This is a genomic window from Streptomyces sp. 351MFTsu5.1 (assembly GCF_000383655.1).
In the GTDB taxonomy this organism is placed as follows: Bacteria; Actinomycetota; Actinomycetes; order Streptomycetales; family Streptomycetaceae; genus Streptomyces; species Streptomyces griseorubiginosus.
On sequence record NZ_KB911792.1, the window covers coordinates 144,820 to 167,402 of the forward strand.

The following is a 22,583-nucleotide window of genomic DNA, read 5'->3' on the forward strand; positions in this document are numbered from 1 at the left end:
TGTGAACCACACTCCCGTCGTCTTCATCCACGGCACCTGGCTGCACGCGCTGTCCTGGGAGTCATGGGCGGAGCGTTTCGCCAGTCGGGGGTTCCTCGCGTTCACGCCCGGCTGGCCGGGGGAGGCGGCCGCCGTAGGGGAGTCACGCACGTCGGCCGGGGCCGTCGCGGGCATCGGTCTCGACGTGCTGACCGACCACTACGCCGGCATCGTCCGCTCCTTCGACACCGCTCCGGTGATCGTCGGCCACTCCGTCGGCGGTCTCATCGCGCAGCGTCTCCTCGCCGCCGACATCGGCCGGGCCGCCGTGGCCATCGCGCCCGCCCCGCTCAACGACATCGCACTGCCCGACGCTTCGGCCCGGTTGTGGACCCCGGACCGGGCTGACGCCGAACCTCTGGTGACGCTCTCCCCGCGGCAGTTCCACCGGGTCTTCGCCAACACCGCCACGGCGCAGGAGTCGGACCGCCTCTTCGAGCGTTACGTCGTCCCGGCCCCCCGCCGTCTGCTCGACGACCTCGGGCACGCGAGCGCGGCGCGCAAGCAGCACGCCGTGGTGGATGTCGCCAACCCCGACCGCGGCCCGCTGCTGCTGATCTCCGGCCAGGAGGATCTGCTGGTACCCGACTCCGCGACGCGCGCGGCGTACAAGCAGTACGGCGACTCCACGGCCGTCACCGACCTCAAGCAGTTCGCGGACCGCGCGCACTCCCTGGTCATCGACAACGGATGGCGGTTCGTCGCCGACTACGTGCTCGGCTGGCTGGACGAGTACGGACTGCCCTCCCGGCACGGCTGGCGCGAGGTCACACCTTCTGGTCGTCGGACATCCTGCCCAGGGCGTCACGCAGGGCGGCGCGGCTGGTGATGCCGAGTTTCGGGAAGACGCGGTACAGGTGTGAGCTGACGGTGCGAGGCGAGAGGTGCATGCGTTCGCCGATCTCCTTGTTGGTCAGGCCGCCCGCGGCGAGGTCGGCGATCCGGCGTTCCTGCCAGGTCAGCGCCGCGAGGTGGGGGGTGGAGGCGTGGAGGGTCGCGCCGGTGGCCCGCAGCTCGTCGTGGGCGCGTGCGGCCCAGGTGACGGCGCCCAGCCGTTCGAACGTCTCCAGGGCCTGCACGAGGAGAGGACGTGCTGCCTTGCGTCCCTGGGTGTGGCGCCGGCGGGTGCCGTGGGCGAGCCGGATGCGGGCGAGTTCGAAGGGGAAGGTGGTGGCGTCGGGGTGGTTCTGGGCGTGGTGGTAGTGGGTGTCGGCTTGGGCGGGGTCGGGGCTGGTGAGGGCGAGGGCGCCGTGGGTGAGGAGGTGGAGGCGGGGGGAGAGGTGGTGCAGGCCCTGCATGTGGGCGGCTTGGGCGTGTTGGTGTGCTTGTTGGGTGCGTCCGGTGTGCAGGGCTGCTTCGGTGAGGTCGAGGAGGGTGCGGGGGGCCTGGTGGGCGTAGGGGGTGAAGGTTCCGGGGGGTGTGATGCCGATGGCGTGCAGGTAGGCGGCCTCGTAGTCGCCTTCGGCGAGGGCCGCGATGGTGCCGATGGTGTCGGTGATCTGGGTGAGGAAGCCGATGCCGCGAGGGCGGGCCCAGGCGTCGACGCCGGCCTGGAGTTCGCGGGCGCGGTCGACCTGACCGCGCAGGGCGGCCAACAGCCCCAGATAGGCCTGCGTGTGATGGACGAACAGAGTGTGCCGGTGCGTCGTCGTCAGGTCCAGGCAGCGCTGCCCCGTGCGCTCGGCCTCGTCCCACTCGCCGACCGCCGTCTGGTCCAGCATGATCAGGTGCAGCATGGTCATGGCATCGGCCAGGGCCCCCGTCTCCACCTCACGGTCCACAGTGCGCTGGAGATGCGGCCGGTACCGGCTCAGGGTGTCCACGTGGTAGGCGGCCACCGCCAGGCGGGTGACGTCCCACGGCTCCAGCTCGCCCGGAGCGGCGAAGGCGCGTTCCACCCGCTCCGCCACACCAGCACCGCGCCGCACCACGTCGCCCCACGCGTCCTGGTAGATCCGCGAGTGGGACGGGACGAGGTCGCCCAGCGAGTCCAGCAGTGCGTGAGACCGTTCCCACGCGTCCTGGTCGCTCGCGTACTGGTTGATCGCCAGCAGCAGGTCGATCAGCCGGGTGAGCACCTCGTTCGGCTCGTCCACCCCGCTGTCGCGCATGTCCTCGATCGCCGCGAACACCTGGCGCTGCGAGGACCGTACGTCCCCGTCCTCGAAGAACGCGACGTATCCCGAAGCGACCACCGAGGAGGGGGTTTCAGTTGCGCCGGACCCGGTGTCCGAGAGGACGAGCTGTCGGGCGTGGTCGAGCCGCCCGGAGTGTCCGGCGACGTACGCCGCGCTGCCCAGTCGCCTGGACCGTTCCTCGCGGCTCTCGCTGAGCTCGGCGGCACGGGTCAGCCAGGCGACGGCGGTCACCGCACCGCCGCGCCGGGTCGCGGAGTCCGCGGCCGCCTCCAGTGCCGAGGCCACCTGTTCGTCCGGGTCGACCGTCGAGGCCGCCAGGTGCGAGGCGCGCCGCTCGATGTCGTCGCGGTGCAGCTCGGCGAGGGTCGCGTGGGCCGCGCGCCGCTCGTTGGGGGTGGCCGTCTGGACCACCGTCGAGCGGACCAGCGGGTGCCGGAAGACGAAGTCGCCGCTGAGCGGGTCGATGTCCAGCAGCCCGCAGGCGGCGGCCTCGTCGGCGTCCCGCATGCGGTAGCGGGTGCCCCGGGTGCGGTCGGCGGCCGTACCGGCTCCGACGCCGTCCAGCGCGCCGCGCAGCAGTTCGGCGCGCACGGCCTCGCCGAGTGACTCGATGCGCGCGCCGTACACCTGTTGCAGCCGCTGGGGCAACGGGACGCCGGTGTATCCGAGCAACTCCCCGGCGCTGCGCCCCGCCCGGCCGCGGCGCACGTGGGGCGGGAGTTCGAGCAGCGCCAGCGGGTTGCCCCGGGCCTCGTCCAGGACCAGGTGGCGGATCTGCGGATCGAGCCCGGGGTGGCGCAGGTCAAGGAGCCGCTCGGCGATCTCCGTCGGCAGCGTGGTGACCGGAAGTTCCGGCAGCGCGGCCGTGTCGAAGCCGGAGGGCACACCTGAGCGCAGGCCGACGACGAGCTTGATGGAACTGCCGGTCAGCCTGCGTCCCACGAAACCGCACACCTCCGTGCTGGAGGTGTCGAGCCACTGGCCGTCGTCGAGCACCAGCAGGAGGGGCTGCTGCGAGGCTGCGAGGGAGAGCAGGTCGAGGACGGCGATCCCGAGCGTCATGACCGAGGGGGGAGCGTCCGTGGCCCTGCCGAAGACGACGTCGAAGACCCTTCGGTGCGTTTCGTCCAGCCGTTCGAGGTGGCCGAGCAGCGGATACAGGAACTGATGCAGCCCGGCGAACGGCAACTCCGACTCGGCCTCGACACCTGCCGCCCTGATCACCCGGTGGTTCTCGGCCACCGCCAGGCCGACGACGTGGTCCAGCAGGGCGCTCTTGCCCACCCCCGCGTCGCCGCGCAGCAGGAGCGCGCGCCCCCCGGTGGCCGCCACGAACGCCGACAGTGCCTCCTGCTCGCTTTCACGACCGACCATGGTTCCGACGATCGACTCCACGCCCCCCACTCCCTTCACCGCTGAACCGGCCCGGCCCGAGCGGTCTCGCGTCCGTGCGTGCGGATCACGCCGGGCGCAGGGCGAGGGTACGTCGTCGTCCCGGGCAGCCACATGCCGGGCGGCTGCGTGTATGACAGCAGGCCCGTTCGCCCACCGGTCACTCACACCTGTCGCAGCAGAGTAGATGCCCCGGCGGGTTCACGTCACCCGGTATGGCTGAAAAGGACTCTTGCGCGTCAGACACACTTCGATGCCGTGCGGCTGCCGCGACCAGGTCCTCCACCCGGCGGAGATGCGGAGTCCCCAGCGACACATGTGAATCGACCATGTGATCGGCCACCGAGAAACATGTCTACAGTGTGGGCCATGACTCTGCACCGCAAGGGCCTCGTTCTCGACTTCGGTGGTGTGCTGACCACCCCGCTGCTGCCCGCCGCCCTGGCCTTCGAACGCCGTGAGGGACTCGCCGAGGGAACCCTGCTCACAGGTCTCTACCTCGATCCCGTGGGCATCCGGCTCACCGAGGAGCTCGAGCGCGGCAATCTCACTCAGGCCGAATGGAACGAGGAGGCTGCCGGGCTTCTCGGTGTCCGGCCGGACAACCTGATGGGCCGTGTCTTCGCCGATCTGCGTCCCGAGTCCTCCGTGATCGCCGCGGCCGCCGCAGCCCGCCGGGCGGGCGTCAAGGTCGGGATCCTCTCCAACTCCATCGGCCCGGCACCCTGGAACCTGTACGAGGGTTACGAGTTGGAGAAGCGCTACGACGCCCTGGTGCTGTCGGAGGAGCACGGAACGCGCAAGCCCGAGGCGGAGATCTTCCGGATCGTGCTGGACGAACTCGGCCTGGCGGCCGGGGAGTGCGTGTTCGTGGACGACAGCGAGCGGTATCTGGCACCCGCGGCCGCGCTGGGATTCGCCACCGTCCACGCCGTGGAGCCGGCACGGACGGTGGCGGCGATGGAAGCCCTGCTCGGCATCCCGTTGACGGACCAGGACCAGGACCAGGACCAGGACCCGGAGCGGGTCACACCTTGAGGACCGGCGGCCGCGTCCTCGCCCCGCTTGTGCCGGGCGCCCCCCTCCGCGCGAGCGCCGACGGTGAGATGCCGCACGCCTAACAACCACATGGACCCGCCGGCGCCTGCGCCCGCCGCCGGTGATGCCGACCCGAAGCCTGACCACCGTCGAGCTGCTCAACCGGGGACGACTGATCGTGAGCCTTGGCCTGGGCTGGGAGTACTGGGCCGACGACGTCCTCGCGCACCAGTGACCGGTGTTCACCCTTCGGCTCAAACCGCGTCAGCGGCCCGGTCCGCCGTGCTGCTCGCGGCGTTCACCCCAGGGGGACTGCGCCGCATCGGGCGGCGGCTCGACGGCCGGCTGCCGGTGGCAATGCCGATCCCGCGGCTGATGGGGATGCGGGAGGTCCTCACGAAGGAGGAGGTCGAAGCGGACCGCGACGCCTCCGCCCGCACATGGGGCTCCGCGAGAACCCGCGGCCGACCCCCTCCGAGGCGGGTGTGCACGAACTGGTCGTGGACTTCGGGCAGGCAACCGCCTCCCTCTCACCTGACCGGGTAGGTGTGTCAGGACGTCCCGAGACCGTTGAGAAGGGTGTCGACCACGACGTCCGCCGCCTGACCCGCGCTCAGTTCGGGCAACTGCCGGGACACCAGGTGCATGAGCTGGGGCAGCAGTGCGCTCGCCCAGCCCTGTGGGAGACCCGGCCGCAGCAGGCCCTCGTCGGTGGCACGCCGGAGGAAGGTGTCGACCTCCTCGATGGCCGCGTCGCGGCGGGCGTGGACGCTGTCGTCGGTGAGCATGTGGGTGAGGTCGACGGGCCAGGTGCGGTTGACGGTGATGATGTTCTCGACGTAGCGGTGCAGGGCGACGGTGACGGGTGCTTCGCGTAGTCGGGCGTCCTGGATGGCGTGCTCGATGGCGGTGAGGCGGGCGTCGTAGATCGCCGCGAGGAGGTCTTCGCGGGAGGCGAAGCGTCGGTAGACGGTGCGTCGGTCGACTCCTGCCGCGGTGGCGATGCTCGCGATGCTGGTGCCGGGGTCGGCGGCGAGCATGCGTGCGCCGGTGGTCAGGACGGCTTCGAGATTGCGCGCTGCATCAGCTCTCACCGCACTGATTCTAGTGGCGGAATGTGATGCCTGAGACATCTAGCGCCTCTAGGGAGTAGAAGGCCGAGCCTTAAATGCTACATTGAAGTGACAGATATATCTGGTAATGCCAGATCGCTGAGTCTTCTAGAAAGGCGCCTGCTGATGTCTAAGGCAGACAACTCCTCCTCACCCAGGGCGGATGGTGTCACCGCCGCGATGAGCGCGCTGGTCCTGGCCGTCCTCCTCGCCGCCCTGGACCAGACGATCGTCTCGACCGCACTGCCCCGGATAGCCGAGGACCTGAACGGCTTCGACGACATCGCGTGGGTCAGCGCCGCCTACCTGCTCGCCTCGACCGCGGTCACACCTCTGTGGGGCAAGCTCGGAGACATGTTCGGCCGCAAGAGGCTGTACCTGGCCTCGACCTCGGTCTTCCTCATCGCCTCCGTGGCCTGCGGCCTGGCACAGAACCTGCCCGAACTCGTCGGCGCCCGCGTACTGCAGGGCGTGGGCGGCGGCGGCATGATCGTGCTGACCTTCGCCCTCGTCGGAGACATCGTCACCCCGAGCGAACGCGGCCGCTACCAGGGCATGTTCGGCTCGGTCTACGGCGTCGCCAGCATCGTCGGCCCCCTGCTCGGCGGCGTCTTCACCGACCAGCTGTCCTGGCGGTGGGCGTTCCTGGTGAACCTGCCGGTCGGCATCGTCGCACTGGCCATCGCCGCGCGGTTCCTGCCCGCCGCCACCCGGGGCACCCGGGCCCGTATCGACTACCTCGGCGCTACCCTGCTGGCCGCCATCGCCACCGGCCTGGTCCTTGTCACGTCCTTCGGGGAGCGCTGGGGCTGGGGCTCACCGGCCATCGTCGGTCTGATCGCCGCAACCGCCGCGTTGGCCGTGGCGCTGGTGCCCATCGAGCGCCGCGCCGCCGCCCCGGTCCTGCCGCCGGCCATGTTCGCCTCCCGGACCGTGGTGTTCTCCTCGCTGATCGCCTTCTTCGCGAACGCCGCGATGTTCTCCGTACTGGTCTACCTGCCGACCTACCTCCAGATCGTCCACGGCGTCTCGGCCACCCTCTCCGGCATCCACATGCTGCCCCTGGTCGCCGGACTCGTCGTGAGCCAGTCCCTGGCCGGACGCTGGGCCGCACACGTCGAGCGGCTGCGGACGATCCTGCTCGCGGGCCTGGTCGCCAACCTCGCCGGACTTCTCCTGCTCGGCACCCTCGGAGCGGCCACCGACACCCTCGTGCTGAGCGTCTACTTCCTGATCACCGGCGTCGGCATCGGCATGGTGCCCATGGTCGTGCTGACCACCGTCCAGAACAGCGTGCCCACCGCCGACCTCGGTGCCGCCAGCGCCGTCGTCACCTTCGCCCGCTCGATCGGCGCGGCCTTCGGCGTCGCCGTCTTCGGCACCCTCCTCAACACCGGCTTCGCCGATCGCACGAGCGGCCTGCCGACCGCGGGCGGTTTCGACGCCACCCGCCCCGACACCATCGGCCGCCTCCCCGGCGCCCTGCGTGACACCGCACTGGACGCCTTCGCCCACGCCACGGCCGGCGGCTACCTCTGGATCGCGCCCGCCCTCGCCGTCGGGATCGTCCTCGCCCTGTTCCTGAAGCCGGCACCCGAGAGCGGCGAGACCCCGACCGCCGACCACTCCGCGACCGCCGACCACTCCGAGCACGCGCCCGCGGCTGGGCCCACCCAGGATCCCGTCCGGACCGCCTGACCCGCACGCCCCCGACCGGCCGACGCCCCACCGGGTGCCGGCCAGCGGCGTGTCGCGCGGAACGCGGCTACACCCCGTCCTCCTGCGGAGTGGCCTGCGAAAGCCGCTTGAGCTGGGTGATCCACAGGGCGTTCAGACGCTGCGCCCACAGCGGGGGCGGCTCCGTCAGAGACCTGGCGGCGGGCCCCCGGACCACGTTCTCGGTCACCACGTGGGTTCGCCCGCCACCGGACTGAGCAGCCACGCCTGGTAGAGATGCACTCCGGCGCCGACACCCGACCAGCCGAGCCTCGTGTACGGCACATGCTCTCCCGCGAACATCTCGAACCGGCGGCCGTCGAACCACACCTCGAAACTCCGCTCGAGCGGCCCGGCCCGGACCTCGGAGAGGCCCGGTAACCACTCCGGCCACCGCGGCACATCCATGAGCAACGCGAACACCAGGGCAGGCGGGGTCTGGCTCTCCGAACTGCACGAGGTGACCTCACACGCGGGGCTCGACGCGGGCGTCGAACTGGCAGTCGCCGCGCGGCTGTTGGAACGGGTGGCACCAGGACCTGAGCCCCCTCCGCATCGCGGCCGGTGACGGGGTCAGCGTTCATGGCGGTGAGGAGCTCCAGCATCCGTTCCGGTTCCTCGAAGGTTGTTGCGTGCCCGCCCTTGACCGCGGCCGGCCGTACGCCGGCTATCCCGCCGACGAGTTCCACCGAGTGCTCCGGGCCACCAACTGGCCCCCGTGGCCGCGACGACCAGGGTGGGAGCGGTGACGGAGGCGAGATCGCCGCGCAGGTCGACGCCTAGGCGACAAAGGCGTTCAGCTCGGCCTCGTCGCGGACCAGCACTGACGCCCACATTTCCAGACCGAGCCGGAGTGTGGTGCGGGGCCGGGCGTATCCGCAGCGGGTGAACGGGTTGCGCACCGGGCGGGGACGGCGGGCCGCGACGGCGACGGCCGCGCCCAGCGAGGTCGCGGCGATCACGAACTCCGCCAGCCCGGCCTCGCGCGCGGTGGCCACCAACTGGTCGGCCACGACGCCGACCCTCAGCGGGCCTTCGGGCAAGGGGTGGCAACCCAATCCCGGGAGGTCGATCGACACGACCGTGTGTTCGGCCGCCGGATCAGTCAGTAACAGCTCACAGGTGTCCGCCGAGCACGAGCTTTCCCAGGACCACGAGGGAGGAGCGTCCGCAGGTTCAGCCGGCCGGAGCCTACCGGGATGTGTGCCGCGTGGAGTCCGGTTCCGTCTGCCCAGCGGTCCAGGAGGCGAGGATGCGCAGGGCGTCGTGGGAGGGGCTGCCGGGTTCGGCGGTGAGGACCATGAGGCGTTGGCCGGAGCCGTCGTTGGCGGCCCAGGTGTCGCAGTCCAGGGTGAGGTTGCCGACGAGGGGGTGGCGGTAGTGCTTGGTGCCGTACGTCGCGCTGTTGACGCGCTGCTGTGCCCACCATGTGCGGAAGTCCGCGTCCTGGATGGTCAGGTCCCCGACCAGGCGGGCGAGTTCGGGGTGGGTGGGGTCGGTCGCGGCCTCCATGCGCAGGGCGGCCACCGCTTCTCGGGCGTCGTGGGACCACTCCGTGTGCAACCCCCGGACAGCGGGGTCCGTGAACATGAGGCGCAAGTAGTTGCGGTGGTGGGCCGGAACGGCGGCGAAGTCGGTGTAGAGGGCGGTGGCGGTGGGGTTCCAGGCGAGGATGTCGAGGTGTTTGCCGAGGGCGAGGGCGGGGGTGTGGGTGAGTTGGTCGAGGAGCCGGCGCATGGCGGGGCGTAGGTACTGGGGTTGTCGGCGGCGTTGTGGGCGGTCGTCGGTGCGGCCGGCGAGTTGGTAGAGGTAGTGCTGTTGGTCGTCGTCGAGGCGCAGGGCGCGGGCGAGGGTGGTCAGGACGGGGGTGGAGGCGCGGACGCGGCCCTGTTCGAGGCGGGTGTAGTAGTCGACGCTGATGGCGGCGAGTGTGGCGACTTCTTCGCGGCGCAGTCCGGTGACCCGGCGGGGGGTGTTCATGGTGGGCAGGCCGCACTGCTGGGGGTCCAGTTGTGCCCGGCGGGCCCGCAGAAAGGCACCGAACGCACGCGGGTCGGGATGTGAGCTCATGTCGTTGATTCTCCTGCGGGTCACACACCTCGGCGATGTGTCGATGGGATCGGGAAACGGCCGAGGGCGGCGGGACTCCGATGAGTCCCGCCGCCCTCCTGGGGGTGTCAGCGGACGGTGGCGCGGGCCGCGCGCTCGATCACGTCGGCCACCAGGTGCGGGTGGGAGACGGCGACCGAGTGGGAGGCGGCGATCTCGGTGGTGTGCGCGTGGGCACGCTTGGCCATGAAGCGCTGCACGGCCGGGGGGATGTTGAGATCTTCGGTGGTGACGATGTCCCAGCTCGGGATGGTCTTCCAGGCCGCGGTGGTGGCCTTCTCCTCCAGGGCGGCCTGGGCGATGGGACGCTGCTCGGCGGCCATCAGGGCGGCCTGTCCCGCCGGCACGTCGGCGGCGAACTGGTGGTGGAACTTGTCCTGCCGGATGTACAGGTCGGTGGCGGTGGTGCCGTCGGCCTGCTGGTAGCTGACCGGGTCCAGGGTGCCGGGGAGGGTGGAGCCCGGGTACTTGTTCGTGAGCTCCAGGGCGCTCTCGCCGGGGGCGGGCAGGAAAGCGGCCACGTAGACCAGGGCCTTGACCTCGGGGTCGTCGGTGGCGGCCTCGCTGATGACGTTGCCGCCGTAGGAGTGGCCGACGACGATCTTCGGGCCCTTGACGTGGTCGAGGACGGTGCGCAGGGCGGCGGCGTCGGAGGCCGGGCCGCGCAGGGGGTTGGCGGCGGCGACAACCGGGTAGCCGTCCGCGCGCAGGTCGGCGATGACGCCGTTCCAGCTGGAGCCGTCGGCGAAGGCACCGTGCTCCAGGATGACGGTGGGCTTGGCGTGCTTGCCGGCGGCGGCCGCTTCGGTGCTCTCGGTCGCGCCGTTGGCGGTGCCGCTGAGGGCGAACGCGCCGAGCGCGAGCCCCGCAGTGGCCGTCGCGACCGCGCCCGTCATCAGCCGCTTGCGTCCACCCTTGATGCTCACCACGACAAAACCCCTCTCAGGAATGCTTATCGGTCTCGGTACTTACGGTGCTCCGGCTCACCGGCGCTAGTCACCGCTCTGATAGGTGACGAATCCTCTATGTAAGATCGTCACTTGTCAAGACGGTGACGTGCGGCTGAGGCTGTACCACCGACGGTGGCCGTGATTGAGAGGTGGTCGGCGTCCACCACGGCCTGGGCGAAGGCGGTGGGCGCCTCCTGCGGCAGGTCGTGGCCGATGTTCGCGATCGTCCGGTGCAGGTAGGGACCGGTGAAGTGGTTGCGGTACGAGGTGCCGTCGCCCGGCGCCGTGAACGGGTCCAGGGCCGCGTCGAGGGTGAGGGTGGGGACCCCGATGGAGGGCTGCGCGGCCAGTCGGCGCTCGTAGCGGTCGTAGCGCCGGTCACCCTCGATCAGGCTGATGCGCCAGCGGTAGTTGTAGAGGACGATCGCGGCGTAGTCGGGGTTCTTGAAGGCCTCGGCGGTGCGCGCGAAGGTGGCGTCGGAGAAGTCCCAGTTCGGGGAGACGAGGGTCCACACGTAGCGGCACAGCGCGATGCGCTCGTCGACGTTCTCCATGGTCTTCACGCCGCGGTCGGTGGCGAAGTACCACTGGTACCACCAGTTGTGCTCGACGCCCGGAGCGGCGGGCTCCAGCTGCGCCTTGCGGTCCGTGATGAGGTAACCGCTCGTCGACACGAGGGACTTGACGCGCTCAGGCCACAGGGCGGCGATGATGTCGGCGGTCCGCGACCCCCAGTCGAAGCCCGCGAGGACCGCCTTGTCGATCTTCAGGGCGTCCATGAACGCGATGACGTCCAGCGCGATCGCGGACTGCTCGGCGGTGCGGGGGGTGTGCCGGGACAGGAATCGGGTGCTGCCGTGGCCGCGCAGGTACGGGACGAGGACGCGGTAGCCCAGGTCGGCCAGGAGCGGGGCGACGTCGACGAAGCTGTGGATGTCGTACGGCCATCCGTGCAGGAGGACGACGACCGGGCCGTGCGCGGGGCCGGCTTCGGCGTAACCGATGTCCAGGACCCCCGCCTTGACGTGCTTCAGCGTGCTGAACTCGGTGTGGCTGCCGGGCTCAATGGTCGGCACCGTGGGAACGGCGGCGCTGCTCGGCCGCTGCGAGGCGGTCGCTGCGGACGCCTGGGTCTGCAACCCGCCCAGGGAGACCGCGGCCGCGCCGGTGCCCAGGCCGATTGCCTTGCTGAACGTACGCCTGTTGATCATGTGAAGTCCTCCGTGGTGTGTTCGAGATGACCGGCCCGCGCTCGTCGAGCCCGCGGCGCGACGACTCTCGCACAGCGTGTATCACCTGTCAAACAGGTGACGAGCGGGGTTTGTTCGTCATACTCTCGCCCACATGGAAACCGGACACATCAGTCATGTGACGGTCGGATCCGCAGGGTCGGCGCAGGTGTGCGGCGCGTTGCACGGTCAGTCATTCGACCCAGATGAACCACCGACTCGGGTGGGCGAGCCGATGTGCCGCCAGGTGCACCAGCTCGGGCGGCAGTGGCCCCGCGGTGCGGCGGCGGTCAGGGCGGCACTCGAGAGTGCGCGCTGCATCAGCTCTCGCCGCACAAGGGTATCGATGGTGTAGAAGCTCGAACCAGTTATGGCACTCTCATGAGCATTTAACTCACCTAAGTGCTACATTGAAGTGGCAATTAGAAGCAATGGTCCACGAACCACACCGGAAGAGAGAACGCACATGATCACCTACGGCCGACTTTTCATCGGAGGCGCCTGGGCCGAGCCGAGCAACCCGGAGCTGCTCGACATCTCCTCCCCGCACGACCGGTCGGTGATCGGCCGCGCCGCCCAGGCGCAGCCGGCGGACATCGACCGCGCTGTCGCCGCGGCACGGGCCTCCTTCGAGAAGGGGGAGTGGCGCCTGACCCCGCCCGCCGAACGCATCGCCACCCTGCGGCGGTTCAACACCCTGCGGGAGGAGAACGCCGAGAAAATCGCCCACCTGATCTCACTGGAGAACGGCTCGGCGGGCTGGTTCACCCGCGCGGGCCAGCCCGGCCTGACCCGGCAGGCGAACGCCTACCTGAAGGCTGCGGAGGAGTTCGCGTGGGAGGAGTCGCTCGCACCCTCCGACCCGGCGTCCCCGGTGCGCAGTGTGGTGCGCCGTGAGGCGATCGGCGTCGTGGCCGCCGTCATCCCCTGGAACTCGCCCTTCTCCTCGGCCACTTCGAAGATCATCCCCTCGCTTCTCGCGGGTAACTCGGTGGTCCTGAAGGTGTCCCCGGAGAACTCGCTGAGCATGGGCTTCCTGGCCGAACTCCTCGAACAGGTGGGCCTGCCCCAGGGTGTGATCAGCATCTTGCCCGCGGACCGCGAGACCAGCGAGTACCTGGTCTCGCACCAGGACGTCGACAAGATCGCCTTCACCGGCTCCACCCGGGCCGGCCGCCGCATCGCCGCGATCGCCGGTGAGCAGCTCAAGCGGGTGAGTCTGGAGCTGGGGGGCAAGTCCGCCACGATCATCCTGCCCGACGCGGACATCGCCCAGGCGGTCGCGGGCGTGAAGTTCGGCTCTCTCCTCAACAACGGAGAGTCCTGCATCGCCCAGACCCGCATCCTGGCCCCGCGCAGTCGGTACGAGGAGGTCGTGGCCGGGCTCAAGGGGCTGGTCGAGTCCCTGAAGGTCGGCGACCCGAACGACCCCGACACCTTCATCGGCCCGATGATCCGCCCCGACCAGCAGGAGCGGGTGCGCGACTACATCCAGCTCGGCATCGACGAGGGTGCCCGCCTGGTCACCGGTGGCCCGCATGTTCCCGAGGGTCTGGAGAAGGGCAACTACGTCACCCCGACCGTCTTCGCTGACGTCGACAACTCCATGCGGATCGCCCAGGAGGAGATCTTCGGTCCGGTCCTGGTGGTCATCGCCTACGACGACGAGGACGAGGCGGTCGGCATCGCCAACGACTCCGAGTACGGCCTGTCCGGGGGAGTCTGGTCCGCCGACGAGTCCCACGCCCTGGAGGTGGCGCGCCGGGTACGCACCGGCACCATCACGGTCAACGGGGCGTCCGTCGCCTTCGACGGCCCGTTCGGCGGGTTCAAGGCCAGCGGCATCGGCAGGGAGTACGGCGCGGTCGGACTCGGCACCTACACGGAGTACAAGACCATCACGGTCTGACTGGGAACCGTAAGCCTGGTCCCGACGCGCGTAGTTACCTGTTCGTGCGGTGAAACACATCGGTCCGCAACCGCCCCGTCAGGCACACCGGCCAACCGGGCCACCTCCACGAGGAGTTCGGGGATCTCGGGGCCGACGGGGAGCAGGGAGGTGCCTTCGGCTGCGAACAAGGGCCCAAAGATGTCCGTGCTGCGGAGTGCTCGAGAAGAGGATGCGCATGTGCGGAGTCCGGGACATTCGATGAAGTGTGACTTCATCGAATCTGCCGAGTGCGCGATATGTGTCCCGAAGCGTGGTCGCATCATCCGTCACCACCTTGACGGGTGATGCAGCCACTGTCATGATTACGTCACCGCCTCAACCGGTGACACAAGAAGTGTGCGGTCCGGAGGTGTTCACGCCCATTCGACCAGCTGGGGAGCATCAGCCATGGCAGTCAGCTACACCGCCGTTGTCGACGTCGACGGAGAGGGCCGGAACGGCGGCCACGTCCGCTCTTCCGACGGTCTGCTGGACACCTCTCTCGCCCTCCCCAAGGAACTCGGCGGGGCCGGCACCGCGACCAACCCCGAGCAGCTCCTGGCCGCCGGCTGGGCCGCGTGCTTCCTCGGCGCCCTGCGCAGAGCGGCCGCCACCCGCAGGATCCGGCTCGTCGGCACGACCATCACCGCCGAGATAACGCTCACCCACGGCGACGACGGCGAGTTCTCCCTCTCCGCGGTCCTCAGCCCCGTCCTCGGCGGCGTCGACCAGGCAACCGCACAGGAGCTCGCCGAGGCCGCGCACCAGATCTGCCCGTACTCCAAGGCCACGCGCGACAACATCCCCGTCACCATCACCGCCTCCGCCGCCTGAGCGGCCCCTGACCGCGGGTCCCGTGTCCCCTGCGCGGGACCCGCGCCCCCTTCCCAGCCGCACCACAGACCGAACGAGCGAGGGCAGGACATGGCCGCCACCACGCACACCCACGTACGGATCGCCGCCCGGCCCCGCTCGGGTCGCGCACGTGCCGGCGACGAACGGCTGTCCCGGGCCGAGGCGACACCCGAGCGCCGGGACCGGCCGGCCGACACACAGGTGTGGAACTGGGCGGAGAGCGCGGTCCTCGCCGGACACGGCCCGTCCGCCCTCGACTTCCTGTGAGCCGGCGCCAGACCGACGAACGACCCGAAGAACGACCACCGAAAGCGAGATCACAGCCATGCACATGAGGCTCGAAGTCGTCATCCTGCCCGTCTCCGACGTGGACCGGGCCAAGGGCTTCTACGTGGAACAGCTCGGCTGGCGCCTCGACGCCGACTTTCCGGTCAACGACGGGTACCGGATCGTCCAGGTCACCCCGCCCGGCTCCGAGTGCTCCGTCATCTTCGGCGACGGCCTCACCCAGCAGGAGGCGGGCACGCTCCACGGCCTCCAACTGACCGTCACCGACATCCTCGACGCCCGGAAGGAGCTGACCGCGCGCGGTGTGGAGGTCTCCGGCCCGTTCCGCGACGGGACCGGCGCCTTCCACCACGCCGGCGACACCCACCGCGTGCCCGGCACACATCCCGACCGGGCCAGCTACGGCACCTTCGCCGCCTTCAAGGACCTCGACGGCAACGAGTGGTTCCTGCAGGAGGTCACCGAGCGCGCCCCCGGCCGCTGAGCCCGCCAACCCCTACCCACCCGCAACCTGCCGGCGGAGGACACATGCCGACCGAGAACACCCACACCTACGACGTCATAGTGATCGGCGCGGGCCCGGTCGGCGAGAACGTCGCGGACCGCACCACCGCCGCAGGACTGAGCACCGTCCTCGTGGAGAGCGAACTGGCCGGCGGCGAATGCTCCTACTGGGCCTGCGAACCCAGCAAGGCCCTGCTGCGCCCCGTGCTGCTGCGCGCCGACGCCGCGCACGTCCCGGGTCTGGCGGCCGCCGCCGAGCAACTCCTGGACGTCGAGGCCGTCCTGGCCCACCGCGACCGCATGTCCGCCGACTGGAAGGACGACGGCCAGGTCGAGTGGATCAAGTCGGCGGGCATCGAGTTCCTACGCGGTCACGGCCGGCTGGCGGGGGAGCGGGAGGTGTCCGTGTCGACCCCCGAGGGCGACACCGTACGACTGCGGGCCCGGCACGCGGTCGCCGTGTGCACCGGCAGCAGCGCGGCCCTGCCCCCGCTTCCGGGGATGGCGGAACTGCGGCCCTGGACCAGCCGGGAGGCGACCAGCGCCCAGCGGCCGCCGCACCGCCTCGTCATCGTCGGCGCCGGGGTGGTGGGCGTCGAGATGGCCACCGCCTGGCAGGCCCTGGGCAGCCGGGTGACCCTGCTCGCCCGGGAGGACACACTCCTGCCCAAGCTGGAGCCCTTCGCGGGTGAACTGGTCACCGAACGGCTGCGGGAGGCCGGCGCGGACGTACGGTTCGACGTCTCGGTGGTCGCCGCGCAACGGGTCGGCGACGGTGACGGAGAAGTCCGGGTGACCATGTCGGACGGCGGGGTGATCACCGCCGACGAGATCCTCTTCGCCACCGGCCGCGCCCCCCGCTCGCAGGACATCGGTCTCGACACCGTCGGGCTGCGACCGGGGGACTGGCTCGCCACCGACGACAGCCTCACCGTCACCGCCGTCCCCGGGAACTGGCTGTACGCCGTGGGTGACGTCAACCACCGGGCCCTGTTCACCCACCAGGGCAAGTACCAGGCCCGCGTCGCCGGAGCCGTCATCGCAGCCCGCGCCCGGGGCGAACGGCTGGACACCGGCCGCTGGGCGCCCCACAGCAGCACCGCCGACATCGAGGCCGTCCCCGGCGTCGTCTTCACCGACCCCGAGATCGCCTCCGTCGGGCTGACCGTCCGCGAGGCCGAGCGCACCGGACGGGACGTCGAGGTCGTCGACTACGACATCGGCCGGCTCGCGGGTGCCGTCCAGTACCGCCCCGGCTACCGGGGCCGGGCGCGCATCCTCATCGACCGGGAACGGCAGGTCGTCGTCGGCGCCACCTTCGTGGGGCCGGGCGTCGCCGAGCTGCTGTACTCGGCGACCGTCGCCATCACCGGGGAGGTGCCGGTCGAGCGTCTGTGGCACGCCGTACCGGCCTTCCCCACCATCAGCGAGGTGTGGCTGCGCCTGCTGGAGACGAGGAGAGACTCATGAGCACCGCACGCGACCTCGTCCTGGTCGTACTCGGACTGTCCGCCGAGCGGCCCGTGGCACAGGGCGACCTGTCCCTCGCCCTCGCCGGTGCCGAGGCGATCGACCTCCTGGAGAGCGGGGCGCTGACCCTGGACGGCGACCGCATGGTGCCGGGCCCTGAGCCGACGACCGGTGACCGCCTCCTGGACGCGGCGGCCGCCTCGCTCACCCGGCGGGAGCCGTACGACACGGTCGCTGAATGGCCGTGGCGGCGCGGCACCGAACTCGCCGCCGCCTACGCCGGCGACCTGGAGCGGGACGGTCTCGTCAGCCACCCACGGGGCCACTTCGGGTTCCGGTCCGCCCGTACCGTCCTGGTCGACTCGCCGGCTCACCGTGCGGCGGAGGCACGCAGGGCGGACGGGGAGCCGGTGCTCGCCGCGCTGCTGGCAGCCACGGGCATCGAAGGGGAACCGGACAAGGCCGTCGAAAGCCTCACCGGGGACGCCGTCACCACCGTGCTGGCCGCGGTCGGCGACGCGGTGGCCCAGTTGGAGGCCGTACGGCTGCGGCGGGACGTGGAGAACGCGGCGTTCGACAACGTATGGCGAGCGTAGACACTCTTCAGTGAGCGCACCGAGTCTGCACACCCGTCTCACGCACATGTGTGCCAGGAGCCCTGGGAGCCGCCGATCTGGTGGGCCTCCGGAAGTACTGCCGGCCGATCGACCGTCGTCGGTGTCAGTCGGAGTCGTTCTCGACCAGGCTGTACATGACGGACCGCTCCTGCTTGTGGCGCCGGATACGGCCCTTGGCGACCAGGGACTCGAGGGTGTTGCGCACCACCTGCGGGGTGGGATTGCGGTCCGGGTGTTTCTGCAGGAGTTCCTCCCGCAACTCCTTCGCCGGGCGCGGCTGCTCGTACTGGCCGAGCAGCTCCGACAACAGGTCACCGAGCAGCGGCTGGTGCGACTTCCTCTTCGCACCGGCCTTCACCGTGGTGGTGGCCGTGGAGGACTTCGCCGGTGCGGAACGTCGTGACGAGGCCCGGGCCGGCTTCTGATTCGCCCTCGTGACGGCCGGCTCGTCCTGCACCTGCTCGGGCAGACGGTTCGCGTCCGCGAAACCCTCGTACCGCTCGGCCAGGTTGATGATGTCCGCGAGGAGGGCCGCCTCCTGCTTCAGGACAGTGAGCCTGTCCTCCAGCTCCTTCTGTCGCCGACGGTTCTCCTCCAGGTCCGATGCGGCCTGTGCCACGTACCGCGATCGGAGCGTGGCGGCTGATTGGCTGGTCACAACCGTTCACTCCCTCGATATGAATGACGTTGCGCATCGTACCCACGCTCCAGGTGCCCGTGGGACAAGTGTCACCGCCGACTGGTTCGCCCTTCGTTTGTACTGCCCGGTAAGTGTGTCGCAGAACCGCCGCCGAGGCGATCCTCCACGGCGCCCTCCATTGCGCGCCCGGTCCACATGTCACTCCGATGTGTCTCGGGCAGCCGTCGCGACCGGTTGACGGGAAACGAAAGCGGGCGCCCTGGAAAGGGCGCCCGCGTGGGTGAGGTGGGAGGGCCGGACCCTCCTGCGGCTCAGCCGCGCACCGTGACCGGGGGAGCGTTGTATCCCTCGGCCCGCAGCCTCGGCCGGTTCGAGGGCAGGGCGGACGCCGGCCACGACACGGTGACCGTCCGGCTCTCACCGGGCAGCAGCCACAGGTAGTTGTCGTCGTAGAGCGTCGGCAGCACCCTGGTGCCGTCCTCGTCGAGCAGGGAGAGCCGGACCATCGCCGCGACCTTGGACCCGCGGTTGCGGACCGTGGCGGTCGCCGTACGCCTCTCCCCGTCACGCGACACCTTCGTGAGGGAGGCGGACAGCTTGGCCTGCTGGACCTGGTTGAGGGCGCGCAGGGCCTCGGGTGTGCGGCAGCGCCAGTAGGTGTTGCGTGAGCGGACCTGGCCGGCTCCGTCCGTGAGGGTCAGCCGCAGCAGGTGCAGATCCGGCAGGTCCTCCGTGGGCGCCGTGGTGAACGCCGGGACCGAGGCGGCGGGCTCCACGTCCACCCGTGCGGTCCGTGTGTCGGCGATCCGGCGGCCGGACAGGTCGTACGTCTCCGCCCTGACCGTCGCCCCCTTGAGCGCCTGGCGGGTGTGGTTGACCGCGATGACCTGCCACTTCACCGGGTCTGCCTGGACGTGCAGGGGCTCGCAGGCGCTCCGGCAGCCAAAGTAGGCGCCGTTGACGTCGAAGTCGTAGTCGTACGTCTGCCAGACCGTGCTGTGCCAGGCCGGGTGGGACATCCACAGCATCAGTCCGCTGGCGTTGTCCCACAGGTTGGCGTTCCACGCTTCGAACATGGCGCGGAAGTTCTCGTAGTTGACGAACTGTGCCTTGCGGGTGAAGTCGTCCAGGTCGCGGGCGGTGCCGAGGCGGGTCTCGACGGCCGCCTTGTAGTTCTGCGGGGCCTGGTTGCCGCGCTCGCTCCAGTCGTGGAGGTACCAGGCGCCCCCGATGGGCCACTCGGGCCCGTCCTCGCCGACCATCGCGCGGGTACTGGCGGCGGTGGACACGACGGGCATGCCGATCTCGGTATGGAAACCGAAGTCCTTGCTGCCGTACGTCGACGGGTCGAAGTAGCGCTCCGGCTCGACCCAGCCGTAGGGGCCGCCACCGGTGACGATGCCGCCGGCGGAGTTGTTCTGGTAGAGCACGCCGGGCACCTGGCTCTCGACCGCCTGGCGCATGCCCTCGTCCACTGCGGCCGGCGGGTTGCCCTCGTTGGCGCCGCACCACACCGCCACGCTCGGGTGGATGCGGTAACGCAGCACGGTGTCGCGGGCCACGGACACGAACGCCTCGTGGTCCGGCGGGTCCATGCCCCAGGCGTTGGGGAAGTCGTTCCACACCAGGATGCCGTGGGCGTCGCAGGCGGCGTAGAACTCCTCGCGGTTGCTGCTGCCGACCCAGTTGCGGATCATCGTGAAGTTCATGGCCCGGTGCATGCGCACCGCGGCGTCCATCCGCTCGGCGGGCATCCGGCGCAGCAGTTCGTCCCAGCCCCAGTTGCCGCCGCGCACCAGCACCCGGACGCCGTTGACGCTGATCTTCAGCGGGTCGGGGGTGTTGGTGACCGTGGTGACATCGGTCCAGGTGTCGCCGTCGTCGGAGACCTGGATGGTGTACGTCTTCGGGTACGCCTGCTCCCAGACGACCGCCACCCGGTCGAAACGCCGGCCGGCGCCCAGGTCGACCTGGAGCCACTGGTGGTCCTCGTAGGCGGAGGACCAGCGGGTGCCGGGGTCGCCGTCGGTGGCGTGGGCCGCCAGGTGGCCGTCCGCCTCGCTGGAGGCCCTCGCGTCCCGGTGCAGGGCCAGGTCGGTGCCCGGTTCCGCGCTGTCGATGACGGCGAGTGACCACAGGGAGTTGCCCCAGCTGGTGTTGCGCACGCCGCAGGACAGCCGGACGTAACGGGCCGTACGGGGCTCGAAGTCGGTCACCCGCAGGCTGGCGTCACCGCTGTTGAAGGGCAGCGGCACGGCCGTGTTGTCCACGGACGCGGCGTCCGTCCACTGGTCGCCGTCCGCGGAGACCTGCACGACGAAGGTCCGTGCGTAGGCCTGCTCCCAGACGAGGTCGACCCGGTCGAAGGACTGCACCGAGCCGAGGTCGACGCGGATCCACTGGTCGTCGGCGAAGGCGGAGGACCAGCGGGTGCCCGGGTCGCCGTCGGTGGCGTTGGCGGCCGCGTGGCCGTCCTCGTCGGTGGTGGAGGCTTCGGCGGGGGCGTGCAGGGCGAGGTCGGTGCCGGGGCGGGCGCTGTCGGACACCGACAGGGTCCACAGGGAACTGCCCCAGTCGGTGGCTCGGGTCAGGCAGCGCACGCGGACGTGCCGGGCGCGCTGGTCGCCGAGCTGGACGGTCTGGGTGTACGCGTCGGAGGACGGGGCGAACTTCAGCGAGGTGTCGTACTCGTAGCCGAACTGCCGTATGCCGAAACGGGTAGTGCGCCGGTCGCTCTCGGTGCCGCCGGTGCGGGCGACCAGGGTGAGCTCGTGCAGGGTGGGCTCGCCCAGATCGTTGGGCCACCACAGGTCGGGGTTCTTCACCCGCAGGGCGCCGAACGCGTCTGGCGTGAAGATGACATCGATGTCATTCCCCGCCGGGATGGTGACCGTGCGCGAGACGCGGACGTCGCCGAAGGCGGCGGAGACGGTGGCCTCGTGGTCGGTGGTGTCGGCGTTGCGCACCGGGACCGTCAGGGTCAGCTCGGCGACCGACAGGTCCGGCAGCGCGTGCAGCACGGTGTCCACGCGCGGGTCGCCGATGACGATGTGGCCGGTCGATCTCAGCCGTACGTGGTTCCAGATGCCGGCCGCCCGGTCACGGACCGCGGGCATCCAGTCCCATCCCGAAGAGGCGAGGTACGTCGGCGAGTTGAGGTTCATCGTGTTGGCTCCGGCGTCCACCCAGGCCTCGCCCGCGGGGCCCTTGTCACCGGGGCTGCCGGGCACCGGCATGGGGGAGATACGGACGGCGAGCGCGTTGCCGCCGTCGGCGGCCAGCAGGCCGGTGATGTTGTGGGCGGAGCGGGCGAAGGGGAACGTCACCTCGCCCACTCCGTGTCCGTTGAGCCAGATCTCGGCCTTGTGGTTGACGCCGTCGAACTCCAGCCAGACGTGCCGTCCGCTGCCGGTGCGCAGACCGCGGGGGAGGTCGAAGTCCCGCCGGTACCACCAGGAGTGACGGGACAGCGCCTCGGGGATGCGCAGGTTGTTCAGCCCCGCGACCGGGTCGGGCAACCTGCCCTGGTCGACCAGGGTGCCCAGGACGGTGCCGGGCACGGTCGCGGGCAGCCAGCGGCTGGTGTCCGTGCCGGTCCGCGACAGGGCCGGGCCGTCGCCGTTCGCCCAGTCGTCCATCGTGAGCGTCCATCCCGACTCCAGCGGCACCGTGCCGTCGGCGGCCACCGTGAGCCGGGGCGCGTCGTGACGGTGGGTGCCCCAGTCGGTCCAGCCGGTGGCCTCGGGACGCCGGCCCGGGGCGGTGCCGTACACCGCGAAGCCGTTGAGGCCAAGGGGGTTGGGGCTGGATCGCCGACGGGCCGTCATCCGTACCCAGCGCGCCGTGACGGGGACCGACAGGGGGATGTCCACGACGCCGCCGGTGCCGGCCGAGGTGCGGTAGACGCTGCTCCAGGACTCGCGGTCGCGAGACGTCTCGACGACGAATTCCCTGGCGTAGCTGGAGAGGATCTCCTTTCCGGTGGTGCCCGACCGGGGGTTGCCCTCGCTCGGAGGCGTGAACACCGGGTCGCCCGCGTCGGCTTCGAAGGTCAGCCGTACGCGGTCGATGCGGCAGGCCGCCTGCAGGTCGACCTCGATCCACTGCGGGTCGCCCGCCTCGGCCCGCCATCCGGTGCCGCGCACCCCCTGTCCGGGGAGCGCGTCCACCGCGAACTCGGGGGGAGTCGGGGCGTAGGCCTGCGAGGAGACCCGGACCGGGCGGTAGGCAGCGAGCTCACCCGGTGCGGCGGAGGCGGTGGCGTCGGCGGTTCGGGGGGCGCCTTCGGCGGCCGGTGCGAAGACCGCGCCGAGGCCGAACCCGGCCAGCAGCGTCGAGCCGGTCGCGACGAGAGTGCGTCGGGAGGGGTGTCGCGGACACGCCTGTTCGACCATGTGTAGTCGTCCAATCACAACGGGTGAGAAAGGATGGTGCGGATCGTCGACTGCGGGGGCGCCCTCCGCTTTGACAACGTTGCCATAGGCTGTGGTGGCGGACACGTTCCTGTCAAGACCTGTGACGACATGTGGGTCTTCACCCCCGGTCGCACTGCTGGG

19 protein-coding genes are annotated in these 22,583 nt (G+C 70.6%); 9 read left to right on the top strand and 10 right to left on the bottom strand.

Annotation, left to right across the window (positions count from 1 at the left end; all coding sequences use genetic code 11):
- Position 1 precedes the first annotated feature (1 nt).
- Complete coding sequence (locus H295_RS43850; RefSeq protein ID WP_020139601.1) at positions 2–868, top strand: alpha/beta hydrolase; 867 nt, start codon at positions 2–4, stop codon at positions 866–868.
- Here H295_RS43850 and H295_RS0132875 read toward each other — a convergent pair.
- Positions 807–3,551, bottom strand: coding sequence for a helix-turn-helix transcriptional regulator (locus H295_RS0132875; protein ID WP_199788642.1), 2,745 nt, complete (start codon positions 3,549–3,551; stop codon positions 807–809). The two genes, H295_RS43850 and H295_RS0132875, sit on opposite strands and share 62 nt — an antisense overlap.
- Positions 3,552–3,938: 387 nt before the next feature.
- On the opposite strand from H295_RS0132875, the gene H295_RS0132880 reads away from it, so the two are divergent.
- Positions 3,939–4,607 (top strand): HAD-IA family hydrolase, encoded by a 669-nt coding sequence (locus H295_RS0132880; protein ID WP_020139603.1) that lies wholly within the window; start codon positions 3,939–3,941, stop codon positions 4,605–4,607.
- Positions 4,608–5,158: 551 nt separating this feature from the next.
- On the opposite strand, the gene H295_RS0132890 is transcribed toward H295_RS0132880, so the two are convergent.
- On the bottom strand, positions 5,159–5,647 hold the full coding sequence (locus H295_RS0132890; RefSeq protein WP_020139605.1) for a TetR/AcrR family transcriptional regulator: 489 nt from the start codon (positions 5,645–5,647) through the stop codon (positions 5,159–5,161).
- 198 nt (positions 5,648–5,845) lie between these two features.
- Here H295_RS0132890 and H295_RS0132895 point away from each other — a divergent pair, with 198 nt between their 5' ends.
- A complete protein-coding gene (locus tag H295_RS0132895) occupies positions 5,846–7,417 on the top strand; it encodes an MDR family MFS transporter (protein ID WP_028809971.1) in 1,572 nt (523 codons plus the stop codon).
- A 67-nt stretch (positions 7,418–7,484) separates the two neighbouring features.
- Here the strand turns inward: H295_RS0132895 and H295_RS47285 are convergent, their stop codons facing one another.
- From H295_RS47285 to H295_RS0132920, 6 genes are all read right to left on the bottom strand, one after another.
- Positions 7,485–7,625: a hypothetical protein gene (locus tag H295_RS47285; RefSeq protein ID WP_158691086.1), complete on the bottom strand. Its 141-nt coding sequence runs from the start codon at positions 7,623–7,625 to the stop codon at positions 7,485–7,487.
- The gene (locus H295_RS47290) at positions 7,622–7,858 is read right to left on the bottom strand and encodes a hypothetical protein (protein WP_020139608.1); all 237 of its coding nucleotides are present in this window, start codon (positions 7,856–7,858) and stop codon (positions 7,622–7,624) included. The genes H295_RS47285 and H295_RS47290 overlap by 4 nt, the downstream gene beginning before the upstream one ends.
- Before the next feature lie 356 nt (positions 7,859–8,214).
- Entirely contained in the window at positions 8,215–8,448 is a 234-nt protein-coding gene (locus H295_RS47615) for a hypothetical protein (protein WP_020139609.1), read from the bottom strand.
- A 178-nt stretch (positions 8,449–8,626) separates the two neighbouring features.
- The gene (locus tag H295_RS0132910; protein ID WP_020139610.1) at positions 8,627–9,505 is read right to left on the bottom strand and encodes a helix-turn-helix domain-containing protein; all 879 of its coding nucleotides are present in this window, start codon (positions 9,503–9,505) and stop codon (positions 8,627–8,629) included.
- 107 nt (positions 9,506–9,612) lie between these two features.
- Entirely contained in the window at positions 9,613–10,473 is an 861-nt protein-coding gene (locus H295_RS0132915) for an alpha/beta fold hydrolase (RefSeq protein WP_020139611.1), read from the bottom strand.
- A gap of 107 nt (positions 10,474–10,580) precedes the next feature.
- A complete protein-coding gene (locus H295_RS0132920; protein WP_020139612.1) occupies positions 10,581–11,705 on the bottom strand; it encodes an alpha/beta fold hydrolase in 1,125 nt (374 codons plus the stop codon).
- 484 nt (positions 11,706–12,189) lie between these two features.
- Between H295_RS0132920 and H295_RS0132925 the strand changes: the two genes are divergently transcribed.
- The 6 genes from H295_RS0132925 to H295_RS0132950 all read left to right on the top strand — a co-directional run bounded on the left by H295_RS0132925 (position 12,190) and on the right by H295_RS0132950 (position 17,366).
- Complete coding sequence (locus H295_RS0132925) at positions 12,190–13,632, top strand: aldehyde dehydrogenase (RefSeq protein WP_020139613.1); 1,443 nt, start codon at positions 12,190–12,192, stop codon at positions 13,630–13,632.
- A 429-nt stretch (positions 13,633–14,061) separates the two neighbouring features.
- Positions 14,062–14,487: an Ohr family peroxiredoxin gene (locus tag H295_RS0132930; RefSeq protein ID WP_020139614.1), complete on the top strand. Its 426-nt coding sequence runs from the start codon at positions 14,062–14,064 to the stop codon at positions 14,485–14,487.
- A gap of 90 nt (positions 14,488–14,577) precedes the next feature.
- Entirely contained in the window at positions 14,578–14,775 is a 198-nt protein-coding gene (locus H295_RS0132935) for a hypothetical protein (protein WP_020139615.1), read from the top strand.
- 58 nt (positions 14,776–14,833) lie between these two features.
- Positions 14,834–15,280, top strand: coding sequence for a VOC family protein (locus H295_RS0132940; RefSeq protein WP_020139616.1), 447 nt, complete (start codon positions 14,834–14,836; stop codon positions 15,278–15,280).
- A gap of 44 nt (positions 15,281–15,324) precedes the next feature.
- Complete coding sequence (locus tag H295_RS0132945; protein WP_020139617.1) at positions 15,325–16,770, top strand: dihydrolipoyl dehydrogenase family protein; 1,446 nt, start codon at positions 15,325–15,327, stop codon at positions 16,768–16,770.
- Positions 16,767–17,366, top strand: coding sequence for a GPP34 family phosphoprotein (locus H295_RS0132950; RefSeq protein ID WP_020139618.1), 600 nt, complete (start codon positions 16,767–16,769; stop codon positions 17,364–17,366). The genes H295_RS0132945 and H295_RS0132950 overlap by 4 nt, the downstream gene beginning before the upstream one ends.
- A 124-nt stretch (positions 17,367–17,490) precedes the next feature.
- Here H295_RS0132950 and H295_RS0132955 read toward each other — a convergent pair whose 3' ends face one another.
- Positions 17,491–18,045 carry a hypothetical protein gene (locus H295_RS0132955; protein WP_020139619.1) on the bottom strand — a complete coding sequence of 185 codons (555 nt, stop codon included), beginning with the start codon at positions 18,043–18,045 and terminating at the stop codon, positions 17,491–17,493.
- Positions 18,046–18,338: 293 nt separating this feature from the next.
- Positions 18,339–22,421, bottom strand: coding sequence for a discoidin domain-containing protein (locus H295_RS0132960; protein ID WP_020139620.1), 4,083 nt, complete (start codon positions 22,419–22,421; stop codon positions 18,339–18,341).
- Positions 22,422–22,583: the final 162 nt, after the last annotated feature.